This window comes from Dactylosporangium sp. CA-152071 (assembly GCF_050936335.1).
Classification (GTDB): Bacteria; Actinomycetota; Actinomycetes; order Mycobacteriales; family Micromonosporaceae; genus Dactylosporangium; species Dactylosporangium maewongense.
In genome coordinates this window covers 6,230,224-6,245,587 of the sequence record NZ_JBNJMZ010000001.1, presented here as the reverse complement: position 1 = coordinate 6,245,587, position 15,364 = coordinate 6,230,224, and the positions used below count along the sequence as shown (strand labels likewise).

The 15,364-nt window shown below is 70.9% G+C and carries 11 protein-coding genes, 1 tRNA gene and 1 pseudogene; 9 read left to right on the top strand and 4 right to left on the bottom strand.

The genetic code is table 11. From position 1 onward, the window contains the following. The first annotated feature begins 99 nt into the window (after positions 1-99). The 6 genes from ACQEVZ_RS27950 to ACQEVZ_RS27925 all read left to right on the top strand — a co-directional run bounded on the left by ACQEVZ_RS27950 (position 100) and on the right by ACQEVZ_RS27925 (position 7,149). Positions 100-1,437 (top strand): hypothetical protein, encoded by a 1,338-nt coding sequence (locus tag ACQEVZ_RS27950; RefSeq protein ID WP_433371748.1) that lies wholly within the window; start codon positions 100-102, stop codon positions 1,435-1,437. A 271-nt stretch (positions 1,438-1,708) separates the two neighbouring features. Continuing rightward, complete coding sequence (locus ACQEVZ_RS27945) at positions 1,709-2,446, top strand: hypothetical protein (RefSeq protein ID WP_433371745.1); 738 nt, start codon at positions 1,709-1,711, stop codon at positions 2,444-2,446. A gap of 1,465 nt (positions 2,447-3,911) precedes the next feature. Further along, complete coding sequence (locus ACQEVZ_RS27940) at positions 3,912-4,349, top strand: histone-like nucleoid-structuring protein Lsr2 (RefSeq protein ID WP_433371742.1); 438 nt, start codon at positions 3,912-3,914, stop codon at positions 4,347-4,349. A gap of 248 nt (positions 4,350-4,597) precedes the next feature. Continuing rightward, positions 4,598-5,491 carry an SAM-dependent methyltransferase gene (locus ACQEVZ_RS27935; protein WP_433371739.1) on the top strand — a complete coding sequence of 298 codons (894 nt, stop codon included), beginning with the start codon at positions 4,598-4,600 and terminating at the stop codon, positions 5,489-5,491. A gap of 316 nt (positions 5,492-5,807) precedes the next feature. Then, positions 5,808-6,674, top strand: coding sequence for a hypothetical protein (locus ACQEVZ_RS27930; RefSeq protein WP_433371736.1), 867 nt, complete (start codon positions 5,808-5,810; stop codon positions 6,672-6,674). Between the two features lie 403 nt (positions 6,675-7,077). Further along, a tRNA-Lys gene (locus ACQEVZ_RS27925) sits at positions 7,078-7,149 on the top strand. 104 nt (positions 7,150-7,253) lie between these two features. Here ACQEVZ_RS27925 and ACQEVZ_RS27920 read toward each other — a convergent pair. Further along, positions 7,254-8,822 (bottom strand): site-specific integrase, encoded by a 1,569-nt coding sequence (locus ACQEVZ_RS27920; RefSeq protein WP_433371733.1) that lies wholly within the window; start codon positions 8,820-8,822, stop codon positions 7,254-7,256. Between the two features lie 91 nt (positions 8,823-8,913). Beyond that, positions 8,914-9,201, bottom strand: coding sequence for a helix-turn-helix domain-containing protein (locus tag ACQEVZ_RS27915; protein WP_433371730.1), 288 nt, complete (start codon positions 9,199-9,201; stop codon positions 8,914-8,916). Between the two features lie 985 nt (positions 9,202-10,186). Between ACQEVZ_RS27915 and ACQEVZ_RS27910 the strand changes: the two genes are divergently transcribed. Next, positions 10,187-10,849 carry a hypothetical protein gene (locus ACQEVZ_RS27910; protein WP_433371727.1) on the top strand — a complete coding sequence of 221 codons (663 nt, stop codon included), beginning with the start codon at positions 10,187-10,189 and terminating at the stop codon, positions 10,847-10,849. A gap of 257 nt (positions 10,850-11,106) precedes the next feature. On the opposite strand, the gene ACQEVZ_RS27905 is transcribed toward ACQEVZ_RS27910, so the two are convergent. Beyond that, entirely contained in the window at positions 11,107-11,235 is a 129-nt protein-coding gene (locus tag ACQEVZ_RS27905; RefSeq protein WP_433371724.1) for a hypothetical protein, read from the bottom strand. 375 nt (positions 11,236-11,610) lie between these two features. Here ACQEVZ_RS27905 and ACQEVZ_RS27900 point away from each other — a divergent pair, with 375 nt between their 5' ends. Together ACQEVZ_RS27900 and ACQEVZ_RS27895 are read left to right on the top strand one after the other, a co-directional pair. Next, the gene (locus ACQEVZ_RS27900; RefSeq protein WP_433371721.1) at positions 11,611-12,564 is read left to right on the top strand and encodes a replication-relaxation family protein; all 954 of its coding nucleotides are present in this window, start codon (positions 11,611-11,613) and stop codon (positions 12,562-12,564) included. A 272-nt stretch (positions 12,565-12,836) separates the two neighbouring features. Continuing rightward, entirely contained in the window at positions 12,837-13,307 is a 471-nt protein-coding gene (locus ACQEVZ_RS27895; protein ID WP_433371718.1) for a hypothetical protein, read from the top strand. A gap of 1,715 nt (positions 13,308-15,022) precedes the next feature. Here ACQEVZ_RS27895 and ACQEVZ_RS27890 read toward each other — a convergent pair. Continuing rightward, a pseudogene (locus ACQEVZ_RS27890) lies at positions 15,023-15,148 on the bottom strand (DUF3073 domain-containing protein); the annotation flags it as partial. Between the last annotated feature and the right edge of the window lie 216 nt (positions 15,149-15,364).

The window sequence follows — 15,364 nt, the reverse complement described above, 5'->3', positions numbered from 1 at the left end:
TCGCCGTCCACACCGCAGCGTCGCCGCCGCCGCCGCAGTACGGCTCGTCGCACCTCGCCATACGCCGACCTGGAGCAGACCACGGCCATGACCATGACTATGACCAGCGCTACCGAAGCCGCCGCGCCAGCCTCGGCCACCGTCCGGGACATCACCGCCCGGTTCCATCACCTCGCCACCACCCAACCCGACCGCGTCGCCATCATCGACCGGCACCGCAGCACCACGTTCGCCGACCTGTGGCAGCTGGCGTATCAGGACGCGGTGCACCGCCCCGCCGATCAGACGATCGTGCCGGTCGCCGCCCGGCCCGACGCCGCGACCATGGCCGCCGCACTGGGAGTCTGGTTGACCGGTGGTATCCCGCTGCCGGTTCCGGCAGCGGCGCGGCTGAAGACCCTCAACGCCGCTGTCCAGCGGGCGACCGGCGTGGCCCACACCTGCCGTCCGTGGCGCGCGTACCTGCACGCCGAGCCGGGCGCCCGCCACATTTGTGTCACCGGTGGCGTCCCGCCGACCGACCGCCGGCTCGGCGATGCGATCGGCCTCACCAGCGGCGGCACCGCACTCATCACTGCGCCTCTGCACGCCGCCGCGATCTTCGAGGCCGCCGTCCGGCAACTCCTCGCAGGCGGCACCATCGTCCTGCGGCACGAGTTCGAGCCCGACGACTGGCTCGCCACCGCCGTGGAGACCGGGGCCGACTGGGCGGTCCTCGCCGCCGAGCAGCTCATCGCGCTGATCAGACACCAGGAGGCGATCGACGGTTGGCTTCCGGTCGCCACCCGGGCGCTGCGCCGCGTCGTCGTGCCCGCCGCGGTACCTGCGGTCAACACCGGCTACCTCGCCGCGCTCACCACCCACGCCGGCGCGGCCGTCACCGCCTGGTACCACGCCCCCGCCTACGACGGGGCTCTCAGCCGTGCGGGCGGACCGCCGAACGTCCTGACCCCGCTGCCGGGCATCCACCTGCGGATCGTCGACCCGTGCGGGCGTCCGACACCGCACGGTGTCGCCGGGCTCATCGAGGCCTCCAGCAGCCGCGGCGCCACCAGCCACCGCGCCGACCTGCCCTGCACCCCCGCCGGAGCCTGGCGCACCGCCGGCGACATCGGCACCCTCGACACCGACGGCAACCTCACCCTGCGGCGCCTCGAACCGGCCAGACACTACCTCGACCCCGCCGGCGCCAGGGTAACCGTCGCCGCGCTCCGCGAAACGCTCGACGCCCACCCCGACATCACCGCACACACCATCCACGTCGTGCCGGACGACGACGGGCAACGCCGTGCCCGCGTGCAGGTCTGGACCCGCACCGCCCTCAACCCGGCCGCCGTCGCCAGACACTGCGCCGGCCGAGGCACCGCGACATCCGCCGCGCACATCATCGTCAACGATGCCCGATCCGAGGAACCGTTCACGGCGGATACGCGATGAACACAGCGCACCCACCCACGTCCAGCACACCCGACACCGGCGGGCCCGCACCTGACACGAGCAGGTGGAACGCCGCGCCGGCACGCACCACTACCGCCGCACTGGTTGTCTCCGCCGGCCTGCTGGCTGCCGTCCTGCTACCCGCGATGCTGTTCATGATCCGTCACAGGACGGCTGAGGTACCCGCTCAACGGGCGTCGCAGTCACCGGCACACGCCAGCAAGCCTTCAGGGGTGCTGCCAACGAGCCCGCCTGCCGCCAGTTCCGTGCCGTGCGGACCCGGTTCGCGGCGACCGTGCAGTTCGCCACCGCGGACGGTCATGCCGGTACCCGCGAGGACGTCATGGACCGCAGCGTCGAGTGCCGGGCTGGACACCCCGCCGACGAGCGGCGGCGTGTCATGAAGGCAGCCAACCCGGAGCTGCGGCACGCCCTGGACCGCGCGTACACGGCGTTGCTCGCCGGGGACACGGTGAGCGCCTCGGCGCTCCTGCAGCCGCATCTCACCGCGGTGCCGGAGTCGGCACTGCCGGATGCCGTGCGGGGCGAGGCAGCGACGTTGTGGGCCAGCCTGCTCGTCAACGGTGCGGGAGCCGCCGACCGTAGTGCGAGCACAGCGTTGGCGGTGCGGTGGGCGCGGTACGGGGCCGCCACGGCCCGGCAGTTGCACGGCAACTCCGACTGGGCGACGCTGCGAGCTCAGCGGGTGCTGGCTGAGGCGCTGACGGCAGGCGGTGCGCGTACGGCGGCCCGCGCCGGCGCTAACCACACTGTCGCGGTCGAGGTGTCGCAGACCGAGCGTGCCCGGCGACTGCTCAGCGCAGCCAGGATTTTCGCGAAGGATGCGGGTGCGCTCGGCGTCGCCGGCCTCCTGTACGCCCGCCGGCACACCGCCGGCGCCGCTGCGGGTATCGGCGCCGGCCATCACATCGCCCTTGTCGATCCTTCCGGCCGCGCCGACGACCCTCGACCCGAAGCCACTGCTGCGGGAGAGGACCGGCCGTCGTGAGGCAGCCCAGACATGCGGAGGTCCGTGCCGGCGGCGTCGGCGCCGTCATGCGCGGCGGTGGCCGGCACCGTACGTCGGAGAGCGTGACCGACCTCGTTGATCAGGCGGGGGTGTTGCTGGAGGCGTACGACTTCGCCGGCGCGTACCAGCTTCTTGTCGAGGTCCGGTCCAGGCTCGAGCACCGCGTTGCGGTTGACCCTGTTGACGCCGTGGACGCGGTCCGGATGCTCGCCGACGCGATGCTGGCCCTCGGTCAGGTCGACGACGCCGCCGACGTGGTCGCCGACCTCGGTACGTGGTCCGGTCTCGGCCCGTACCAGGCTGCGATGCTCGCCGTCACCCGGGCGCGGCTGCTGACCGCGCAACACCGCCTGGACGAGGCCGCGGCCTGCTACCAGGACGTCGTCCAGCAACGACCGCGGCCGCGGGACCCGGCGCGGTGGCCGGCGCTGCTGGCGATGGCCGGCGCCGCCGCGGTCACCGCCGCCAGTGGCCGGCCCGGGACAGCGGAACCCGCCCTGGCCCTCGGCTACACGTATCTCGTCGAGGAGTACGGCACCGGCCCGGCCGACGTGGTCCGTGTCGGTGTGGAACTGACGCACCTGCGGATGGACCTCGGCGGGTATGACGGGGCCCGGCTCCTCGCGGCGCAGCTGCTGCCCGCCGCAGTCACCGGCCTGGGCGAGGACCATCCGCTGGTCGCGCAACTCGCGGCCCTCGTCGAACGTCTCGGCGCCGAACGCAGCGACCAGGAGCGGGTACCGGTCCCGGCCGGATCACGGCCGCGGCCCGTGCGGCGTCGCCGAGAGGTGGCCGGGCGGCGGTCGTGGCCGTACTGGACGTTCGTCACGGTTGTCGTCTGTGCGGGTGCCGCCGTGGCGACCGCGGTCGTGGCGGTCGCCATCGCCACGCTCGTACCCGCTCGCGAACCGGTGGAGGTGACCGCCGGCCCGGCGCCGAGCCGGGCACCGTGGACGCCGACCTACGCGCCGGCCCGTGACGTGCGCATCGTGCGGGACACCGGCGCGGCGATCGTCGCCGCGACCCTGCAGGCAGCAACCACCAGCGTCCGGCTCACCGGCCTCGACGCCCGCGCACGCCGGTACTGCATCGGTGTCGCCGTCGCCTACGGCCCAGCCACCATCGCCCGCGCCGCCGACGTCTGTACCAGCAGACCCACCAACAGATCCACCAGCAGTCCAACCAGCCGACCCGGCAGCACCCCGACCACCCGCCACAGCACGCGGAGCTCATCCCGACCTGCTGCGCGGCGCCGCCGCCACAGCACGATCCGCCGTCTCCTGGCCGCACGCGACGCGACGCGGAACGGACCTGCCCACCAATCCAGATCGCCAGGCGGTGACGCGGATCGACCGCACGACATCAGTGCCGACCGCGCAACGAACCACGACACGGACCCGGCCGCGAAGCCCTCCACGAATTCCGACACGAACGGCACACACCCATGGCGACACGCACCTCGTACACCCTTCTCGACGACCTCGACGGGAGCCCAGGAGACGAGACCGTCCCGTTCGAACTGGACGGCACCGCCTACACCATCGACCTGTCCGCAGCGCACGCCGCAGACTTCCGGGCAGCGCTCACCCCGTACGTGCGGGCCGCGAACCTCGCCGCGCAGCAGCAAGCTCGCGGTGCCGAGCCGGGAACGGCCCGGCGGACCCGCCCGCGCCGGAGCACCGGCCGTCCGGGGGCAAGCCCGGCCGGTCGGCTGAGCAACGCCGCCGCCCAGCGCAGAGCGGCCAACACCGCCATCCGGGACTGGGCCCGCGCCGCCGGCTACGAGGTGCGCGACCTCGGCCGGATCAACAACACGATCGTCGAGGCATACCACCGGGCCACGCGGGCCACCGCGGGCCAGAGCTCGTCACGACAACGCTGATCACAGACCGGCAGCCGCTACCGGTCCAGCCTGGCCTCGATCCGATAGGCCGCCGCCGACGCGAACGGGACTGCAGGTGTCACCAACGCAAGTCGGGGCGCCTGATGGCGGGCCGGTGTGGTGGGCGCTGCACCGGCCCTTCCCGCCCTCACGGCCCGCCGATGGACCGCATCCGCTGCGCGGTCGTCCCGGCGCGGCTTCAGCGATGACCGCCCACACCCAGACCACTACCGACCAGGAACGTCATCATGCCTACCTCCCAGCAGCCGGGCACGCCCGGCGAGCCGCTCCCGCCCACACCGCCCAGCGACGGGCCTCGGACCCAGCTCGACATGTCGGTGATGCATCCAGCCCGGCGCTACAACTATTGGCTCGGCGGGAAGGACCACTTCGCCCCCGATCGGGCATCGGGTGATGCGATCGCCGTGGCGCACCCGGTGGTCAAGGCCGCGGCGCTGGCGAACCGGGCGTTTCTCGGCCGGGCGATGCGGTACGTGGCAGGGCAGGGTATGCGCCAGTTCCTGGACATCGGCACCGGCCTGCCCGCACCGGGCAACACCCACGAGATCGCCCAGGCCGTCGACCCGGGCTGCCGGACTGTGTACGTCGACAACGACCCGCTCGTGCTCGTCCACGCCAGAGCGCTGCTGACCAGCACCATCCCGGACACCGTCGCCTACCTTCACGCCGACCTCGCCGACCCCGCAGCGATCCTCGACTACCTCCGCGCCGACACCATCCTCGACCTGACCGAGCCGATCGGGCTCCTGCTCGTGGCAGTGCTGCACTTCCTGCCCGACGACATCGACCCGCACCGCATCGTCACCGCGCTGCTCGACGCCCTCGCCCCGGGCAGCTTCCTGGTCCTCAGCCACGGGACCGCCGACTTCCTCACCGCCGAACAACGCGCCGCCCTGCCGGCCCTGGCCCCGGGCTACCACCCACGCAGCCGCACCGGGATCACTGCGTTCACCGCCAGCCTGGAACCGGTCGCCCCCGGGCTCGTCGGCGTCGCCGACTGGCGCCCCGACACCACCCCGCACGCCGATCCGGACACCACCCCGAACGTCGAGGCCGGTGTGCGGCTCGGTGTGGAGCAGCTCGGTGTCTACGGCGTCGTCGCCCGCAAACCCGCCGGATAGTCCCCGATCAGCCGGATGTCGCCCGGCTGCCGGTCCACTGCCGCGCGGTCGTCCCGTTCCTGCGCGCTGCCGAAGCTGATCCCTTCCCCCACGAGCATCTCCATTGGAGTCGAGCCACATGACCAGTCGCGGTACCCGCCTAGACGGCGGACCCGCCGCCGCGCCGCCGTCCACGCGCCCAGACCGGCATCCCGGCAGGCGGGCGCCCGCCGGGTGGCGGACCCGGACCACAGCCGCAGCGGCAGCGCTCGCCGCTTCCCTGTCCATCGGTGGGGCCAGCAACGTCGGTCGTCCGCAGGGAGATCCGGATCGCCCGGTGACACTGGCGCAGCTGCGGCCACGCCCGGCGTTCTGCCCCGACCCAGCACCACAACCCGGCACGACGCCCATCGGCATCAGGTTGCTGCCCGCGCCGGCCGCGATTCCGCTGGCGCCCGCCGTCACACAGGTGTGGGCTGGTCCGTCGCCGTGGAAGTTGGACGGCAGCCGGGTCGTGATGCCGCCCGGTCGATACAGGTTCTTCGCCACCCGGCTGGTGCGGCAGGCTGACTTCTGGCAGCGCGACCCCGGCTCCTCAGCGTGGTATCAGCCGTTGGAACAGACCGACGTCGCCACGTGGGAGTCGACCGACATGCCGACCTTCGGGTTGTGGCAACGCTCGTGGGATGTGCCCGACTGGCAGCCGCGCGAACCCTACCCGTTCGTCCGGCCCGCCGTCGTGCCGCTCGCTGATCCGTCAGATCCGGCTGACCCGCGGTATGACCTGTGGCTGGCGGCGTCGGCGTGGTCGACTGACCCCGCCACCCTGGCCAGGCAGATCGCGATGTGGGACCCCGACGACCGGCGGGCGACCTACGTCCTGGCAGCGATCGCGTTGCGGTACCGACACATCCTGCCGACCATGGCACAGCACCAGGCCGCGCTTGCAGTCCTGTGCAGCACCCCCGGTCTACGGCTCGACGGGCCGACGATCGACCAGGCCGGCCGCCCCGGCATCGCGGTCCACGCCGAACATGACCACGGCCACGGCACCGTAGACCACAGCACCCTCATCCTCGACGCCCATACCTGGCGACCACAGTCCTGGGGCCGCGTCACCACCATCGACGGCGTCGTCAGACAGTCCCCGCACGACCGCATCGAGCTGCTCCTGGACGCCGGATACCGCACCGTCATCACCTGAGCCAACCGGCTGAACCAGCCAGCTGAACCGACCGGTACCCGCACGGCAGCGTCCTGCCGGGCGGCGTTGCAGCATGAGGCGGACCTCGGCCGGCCGCAGCTGGCGTTCACTGCGGGCGAGCCGGTCGGCCCGCCAGTCCGCGAGGTCGAGCAACGCGACGGTGGCGGTTTGCGCGACGGCGCTGGAATCGTGGGGGTCGGCGAGCTGGGCGACCCCGCCACTGCTGCCGTCGGATGGGTTGGCCACATCACGGCAGCCAAAGACGGCCCCAACCGTAAGCGCCGCGCAGCAAAGGGCCGCTTGACCACCGGATTCGTCGCACTGCTGGTCCTCGCAAAGCCTTCTGGCCACGGCCCTAACTGATGCGAGCCTTCAGGCCACTGTCAGGTAATCTGAGGGCCTCGGGCTGCTAGCTCAATGGCAGAGCTGCGGACTTTTAATCCGTAGGTTCAGGGTTCGAGTCCCTGGCGGCCCACCCTCTGACCTGCGAAAACGTCGCAAAGATGATGACGTTCTTGGATGTGGTTGCTCGGAATTGCCCGGAGTTGCTCGGTTCGCCTACCGGGCGTAGCCGCAATATCACCCCGCTTCGGCCTCGATATCCGTTGAACGTGGCCGCCGGTTCGGCGACTTGCTGCGGGTGCCGGTCTTGCTGCGCTGCCGTAGCGGGGTGACGTTGCTGGTCGCGGGTTCGGTGCGTGCTGCTCGTGGGACGAGCGCGGCGGCGGCGTCGGCTTTGGCTCGTTCGGTTTCGAGTTCCTGGATGACTGAGGTGTAGGTGTCGGCGGTGATGGTGATCGATGAGTGGCCGAGGGTCTCCTTGATGTCGTTGAGGTCGGCGCCGGTCGCCTTGAGGTAGGTGGCGGCGCAGTGCCGCAGGTCGTGCAGACGGATCGGCGGCAGGTCCGCGGCTTCGACGAGTTCTTCGAAGCGGTCGCTGACGTGGTCGGGGTGCCACGGGGTGCCGTCGGGTTTGACGAAGAAGTCGCCGGTGGCGGGCCACTCGTCGCCGGACACGAGTTGCCACCGGTCGCGCATCGCCTTGTATTCGGTGAGGGCGGCGATGGACGCGGCGTCGAGGGCGAGGGTACGGTCACCGGCCTCGCTCTTGACCTTCTTGCGCACGGCCCGGTAGCCGACGGTGGTGACCTGTTCGGAGAAGGTGATGGTGCCGGCGTCGAGGTCGACGTCGCAGTCCCGGAGACCGACGGCCTCACCGCGGCGCAGGCCACGGTGCATGATCAGCGTGAACAGGGCGTAGAGCATGATGTCGTGCGCCTCGGCGTAGTCAAGGAACTGGCCCGCCTGCTCGGGCACCCACACCATCACCTTGCTCGGGCGCTCGCCGGTGGCGCGCCAGTGCGCGATGGCGGCTTTGGTCCACACCTTCGCCTTCGGGCGTTTCCCGGAGGGTAGTTCGACGTGGGCGGCGGGGTTGAACTCGATGAGCCGGTGGGTGCGGATGGCGTCGTTGAGGGCTTTACGCAGGGTGGCGCGGATGCGGTGCATGGTGGCGGGGCCGGTAATCCGGAGGCCTTTGAACCTGGCGCGGACGGCGGGGTCGTCGCTTTGGCGGGCGAGGTCGACTTCGGTGTTGCGGTCGGCGATGGCATCGAACATGGCCTGGATGTGTACGACCCGCAGTTCGTCGATCGGGATGTGGCCGAGGTGCGGGGTGAGGTGGTTTCGGATGTGCCCTTCGTAGGAGACCCGCGTGGTCGGTTCGATCTGGCGGTGGCGTAGCCACTGCTGCAGGTATTCGGCCGTCGGCGTGGATTGGGTGGTGGGGATGCCGGCGCGGACACGGCGGGCGATCTGGTCCCGGTCGGGTAGTGGGTGTCCAGCTTTGAGGCCGCTGAGCAGGTCGGCGATCTCGGTGGCGAGGGTGGCGTTGGTGCCGGCGAGGGCGAGCAGTTCCTGGGCCTGGCCGCGTTCGGTGAGGGCGTCGTCGCGGGTGTCGAAGTTGCGGCGGCGCAGCTGGCGGCGGACCCCGGCCGCGGTGGGTGGGAGTTCCAGTTGGTAGGCCCACCGGCCGTGGGTGGGGCTCCACGAGCCGCCGGGCCGGCGCAGTTTCGGGCAGTTGCCGTTGAGCCGTCGGCCGTCGCGGTCGCGGCACGGGCAGTATTTGGCGATGGATCCTTCCGCCATGACGGTTGACTCCTTGGTGGTTCGTTGCGGGTGCTGGCGTGGCGGTGCTGTGGGTTCGTGGTGTTGATCGACGCGTGGTTCGGGGCGGGAATCAAGTCGTCGGTGGGTCGGGTTCGGTGGGCATGTGCAGGGCGGTGAGGATCGCCGTGACGGGGATGCGGTAGCGGCGGCCGAAGCGCAGGACAGGTAGGGGGAAGGTGCCGGTTTTGATGAGGTCGTAGGCGACGGAGCGGGACAGGCCGAAGATGGCGGCGGCGGTCGGCACGGTGGTGACCGTGCCGAGCGCGCGGATCCGTTCGGCTGTCCAGGCGGGCCGGTGCGCGGACGCCGACGGCTGCTGGGCGCCGTGGGTGTGGGTGTGGGCGGGCTGCGGGTGCATGGGGTGTCCCTTGCGTGGTGGGGTGGGATGCGGGAGCCGCCCGAGACGGGCGGTGCAGGACGGCGGTCGCCGGGTTCACCGGGTGCTTGACCGTGTGGCGGCGCGCCGCGCGCGAAGCGCTGACATCCCCCTATCCGGTTTTGTGAGCCGTGGCGAACGCCCCTGCCGCTCACAGCCGCTCACAGCCGCTCACAGCAGCCCAACACCCACTCACAGCCGCATTGCGCACGCTCACAGATACCGAACGTGGTCGAATTCAGGCGGGCGTCCGCTCACAGCGGCCCCGCCTGTCAACCCCCACCCGCTCACAGTCACTCACAGCGTGAGTGGACCCGCTCACAGCCGCTCACAGTGCGAGGAGGACCCCGCTCACAGGCGCTCACAGCGCGAGGCGGATCTCGGCGGTGTGCGCATGCAGGTGCTGGAGGGCAAGGGGGCGGTCGCTTCCGCATCCAGCAGACGTCGGGGCGCATCGGTGACACGCCGTTCACACTGATCGATAATCTTCTGTGACACGATCAGGTGGCAATCGACGATCTTCTGTGACACGGGCGGCATGTCAATCGGTGATCTTCTGTGACATGCGGGCGTGTCACGGCTGGCGGGTAGGAGCATGGCGAGGTGCCGTGAGCGCCGACGGCATCTGCCGCAGTACGGGTGATGAGGGCTGCGGCGGACCGCCGCGCGTGGGCGGGGTATTGGCACGGCCCGCCGACCGGGGAGGGGCGCGCTGTCATCCTTCGTGTCAACGTGCAGCTCAACCGCTGTGACAGGCATTCATGTCAACGATCAAAGTCGATGTCAAAGATCGTGTGACACGCCGCCGGCGTTGTGACACGTCACGACGCCGACCGCCTCGATACACCGCTGACCAGCACTGTCGGTGACCTGTGAGCGCGCCGTGGCGCGATGACATCCCGGACGCCGCCGTGACAACCCGCGTGATGTCAATTCACGATCTTCACTGTCACGGGGAGCTTGTGACATGCCCCTGTCCACCATCCCGGACCACGCCACGACCCACCCGGCCACCGATGACACGACCGATGACACGGCCGGCGGTATCGCCGCCACGAGCGGGGACACTGCCATCGGCACGGCCCGCATCGTGTCCGGTCACGGTCCCGCCGACATTGACCGCGCCGACGCCACCGACGCCGGTGATGGGGGTGATGGGGGTGGCCGTCCGCACCGTTGTGCGCGCGTCGACGCCGCGTTCGCCGCGCTGGCCACCGGCCCGGACCCGTTGAGCATCGATCACACCGGCCACGACCCCGACCTCGGCCTGCCCGACGGCGTGGTCAGCCTGGACGCGCTGCGCACCTGGCTGGCCGCACACCGCCGGAACTGGGCGGCGTTGGACGCAATGTGGCGGGAGCTGATCGTCCGGGCCCGGCTCGACGACCCGGCCTGGGTCGTCGCGGCGACCGCCCTCACCCCACCCCGCCCAAACCCCACCCTCGGCCTGCCGGTCGGCGGCGTGCTCCTCGCGGCGCTGTCACCGCTGCTGCGTCGGCCTTGCCGCCCTGATTGCCTACGGCCGGCGCCGGGCCGGGTCCCCGATGGTCGAAGAACGGCGCCGAGCAGGGCTGTGAGTGGGTTACGAGCGACGCCGCCCGCCGCTGTGAGCGGCTGTGAGCGGCTGTGAGCGGCTGTGAGCGGCAGGGTCGTTCGCCACGGCTCACAAAACCCGATAGGGGGATGCAGGGCCGTCCGACCCAGCGCAGAGGATCAATGGGTGATCCGGACATGCCGGGTCGTGCTCGAACCGGGATAAGCCCGGTGGCCCGCTTGCCAGGGCCCTCGAGCGTCGGCTATCCCGGGTGCTGCCCCGCCAGTACCTGCCCCACCCGTCCCGGACGTCTCCTCGCCGCCGCGGCCGGCTCTCCGCGACCCGGGGGATACTCAAACCACCGCCGTGCGCAGGGACATGCTGGTGCCGGGCCGGCGCGCCCGCCCAGGCGCGACGAGCAGACCGCCCTCCAGGCCCTGCACCACCAGGCCCTGCACCACCGTCCGCGCTGTCGCCGCCAACAAACCTCAGCCTCGACTCCTGAAGGCGCGTCCACCGAACCGTCCTGATGACCGGGCAGGCCTCCGTGGTCGCATCGCCGCGGCATTCCAGCGGTATCGATGACGCGTTGAGCGACCCCTCCGCGAACCCGATGACGGCGGCCGCCGACCAGGCAGGCCAAGCGGGGATCCGCTGTCAGCGGGCGTCGTGCACCGGGTCGTCGACCGGCTCGTCGTGCGGCTCGTCACCCCTCACCGCGCGGACCCGTATCACCATGCCTGACCTGCGCTGTCAGTGCAGCACACCGCCCTGACAGCGGCCGATCCGGCGACCTTCACCGGCCAGACACCCCTCCAAGGGAGGGGTCCCCCTTCCCCCAAGGAGCACCAGGACCCATGTCCCCCAACCGGCCCGACCCGAACAGGTTCAGCCCTGCCGGTCCCCCGTCGAACTCCCTATCGAAGGCCAAGCCCCGGGTACCGCCGCCCTCGGCCCGACCCGACCCGCTCGCCGTGTACCGGCGCATCACCGCGCGGGACCGCGCCCTGCTCTCCCTGCTCGCCGAGCACTACCTGCTGTCTGCCCCCCAGATCGCGTCCGCGTTCTTCGACGGGCTACGCACCGCCCAGCGGCGGCTGACCATCCTGCACCGCCTCGACATCCTGCACCGCTTCGCCCTGGCCAACCCCGCCAACACCGCCGTGCCCTACCTCTACGCCCTCGGACCGGTCGGACTGCAGATGTTCCCGACCGTCTACCACAACCCCGACCCCACCCAAGCCCAACCCAGGGCGCCCCGCACCTCCCTGGAACGGGCCCGGCGCATCGCCGCCAGCCGCAAGGCCGCACACCTCATCGGCGCCAACCAGTTCTTCATCGACCTGATCACCACCTCCCGCCACCAGCCCGGCACCGAACTACGGCGCTGGTGGTCCGAACAGCACGCCACCGACGTCTACACCCTGGCCGACATCCGCCCCGACGGCCACGGCATCTGGCACGCCGAACACCGCACCGCCGGCTTCTTCCTCGAACACGACAACAGCACCGAAAACCTCGCCCGCGTCATCGCGAAACTCCGCGGCTACGAACGCCTCGCCGCCTTCGGCCCCCGCTACCCCGTCCTGCTGTGGGTACCCAGCCGCGACCGCGAGACGAACCTCCTACATCTCCTCGCCGGGCTCGACACCGCCATGCCCATCGCCACCGCCGTGCACAGCCACGACCCCGCTGGCCCGGTCTGGACCCTCACCGCCGACCCCGGCCACCGCCGACGCCTGCACGAACTGCCCTCCGACCACGGCCCACACGCGGCGACCAACCCCAGCAGATACCCCGACGACGACTGACAGAGCCCCACGCGCGAGCAGCAAGAAACGTCTCCTCGTTCACGCACAGCGCAGGTTCCCGCCCATGCAACGTCACGTGCTCCCGCCGACCCCGCCACCGGCCCTGGTGCGGGCGGTCGGCGGGTCCGGACCCCCGCACCCGACAGGAGCGACCACGACGACTTGACCTGCGAGGCAAAGTCGAGCGTCGATCTGTGTGCCGCCACCGGACGACCCGCCGCGGCCGGCGACAACGGCTGCCCGGACACGCACGCAACGCAGGAGACCACGCCATGACCATGCTCACCCTGGCCACCACACACCGGACCCACCCATCCGCTGACGTGCCGGTCCCAGCCGACGTCGTCGACGTCCTGCTCTGGCGCACCGCGTTCGACGTCGCCGCCGAACACCAGCGCGGCCCCACCGGCGACTGCACCAACCTGCGCTGCGCCAGCGAGCACGGCACCTGCACCCCCGCCCGGCAAGCCCTGCACGCGCTACACGTCGCCCGACGCGCCCCAGCCCCCGCACCACAACCCACCACGAACACACCGCACACCACACCACCCTCACCCGGTCCGTCCCGGCCACAGCCGCAGATCGTCGGCCGTGCCACCGTCGCCAGACCGAACACCACCCGGTTCACCGGCTGGTTCACCAGCACCGCCCGCGCGGTCAACACCCTGCGGCTGTACCACCTGCCACGCCGCCAACCCGGCGCCGCACTCGCCTACGCCACAGGAGGCATGGCAACCACATGAAAAGTCGACAGCCGTCCCGCCGACACCGCCTCGATCCGGACCTGCATCACCGCGATCGATGCCGGCGAAACTTTTGTACGGGCATGGCGGAGTTCAATAGCCGCGAAGGCAGATGAGCCGGACACGGTAGGGGTTTCGATGCACCACCAGGCGTGGCAGACGAGTATGGGTCGGACGCTCGAGGGTTCGATCCTGCAGCCACCGTCGACCGGCGTCTCGCTTCCGCTACTCACGATGGGTCGTCACAAGGGTCTCGCCAGCGCTCGGACCGCGGCCGGACCCGGATGCCCTTGAGGTTCTCCCACGTGGATGCCGATCTTGACACCAGTGTGCCGGGGCATACAGGTGATGGCCGCGGCCGGTCTGCAGCGTGGTTCGTACGCGACCAGCAGGTCCGATCGCGCCGGACGGAAGGTGTGTTGGCAGGCGCGGGCGGCTGATCATGGGATTCGCAAGGGCGGTGCGGGGTGGTACAACGTCGCCATGCATGCTGCGCGTCCCGGGCCCAGCCCATCCCGCGCGCCGATGATCGGAGGTGCGGTCGCCTTCGTGGTCATTGTCGTGCTGCAGGCTTCGGCGTGGGTCCGCCAAGACTGGGCCGTCCCACTGGTCTTGGCGCTCTTCGGGGTGACGATCGCGGCGGCCATGGTCGTGCTCGTCCGCGCCGCGCGGGCTTCGCGACGTGACGACCCGCCGGCGTGGCTGGTTCTCACGTGCGGCGGCTTCGCGGTGCGGCCGGCAATACCGCTCGGGCCGGTCCTCGGCATGCTGAGCGCGTTCCTTGGCGTGCAGGTCGGTCCGGTCGTCAACGAGTGGCGTGCTGTGATCCAGATGCGGCCGACTGTCGAGGTCGACGCCGGGTTCGCTCTCGTGATAGGCGCACCGGTGCTGCTGGGCGTTGTTGCCCGTGGCGTTGATGGTGCCCGTTGCCTGGCGCGGTTACGCGGTCGAGCTGGCCCCGGCCGAGATCCGATCGCGCGGTCCTTTGCGCCGACGCGTGCTGCCGTGGCAGGCCCTCGCCGCGCAGGCCGGGCATCAGGCTGGCCGCGTCTGGCTCGTCGTGGACCGTCCGGACCTGGTGTTCCAGCGGGGTATGCCGGTCCTGGACTCGCGGGAACAGCCGACGCTTTCCGCTGGGCGGGCGGCACCTGTGTTGACCGAGGCAATCGCCTGGTTCCTGGCACATCCCGGTGAGCGGGCCGGCATCGGTACTCCGGCCGGGTTTGACCGGCTGCACGCGCACCTCAAGTCGGCGGCACCGGCACCGCCCGCCGCGGCAGCGCTGGGGAGGCCCGGTCGTATCGGCGCGATCGTGCGGCTGGTCCATGCCGCGGCCGCTATCGCCGCCGTGACCGCGGCCGCGGATCTGAGCATCGCGATCGTCTTCCGCGACCGCCTCCTCGCCGCCGAGAACGCCCTCGCCGCAGCAGATCCGATACCGCCGGAGGGCGAGCTGTTGTTCACCAACGAAACAGTAGGGTTCGCGACGGGATCGGCGACGGTCGCGCTGATCGTCACGCTGGTCCTGGCAACAGTTGGGGTCGCGTTGGTCCACAAGGTGCGGGCTGGCTCCGGGTCCACGCGGACCGGGCTGACCATCTTGTCGGGTGTTGTGGCCGTCATGGCGATGTGTTCCGGCCTACGGTCGTCGGCGCCGCGTCTTATCAGGCTGATCCGCGGCCGTACTCGCCGACGAGCGGCTCGGAAGCGGGGCGGTCGTCGCCGGCCTTCGGGTTGCCCTGGAGTTCCTGCTGCAGGGCGGCGAGGTCGGTCTGCGGAGTCGAGTACTTGAGCTCGCGGGCAATCCTGGTCTGCTTGGCTTTTGCTCGTCCGCGTCCCATGATTCCCCCCGTTGAGAACTGCCGCTGTGGCGTGGAGTTCGATCGTGCCGCTCATAGTATCGAAGATCCAAAAGCAGGTACCAGACTCGTCTGTCCACAGACTTATCCACAGACTGTTGATAGAACGTCTGTACGAGAACTGGTCAGCCCGACGCAACTCTCGCGCCCCCGCCAACCGCACCATCAGCAGCTACATGTGTTGTTTCGCTGCCCAAG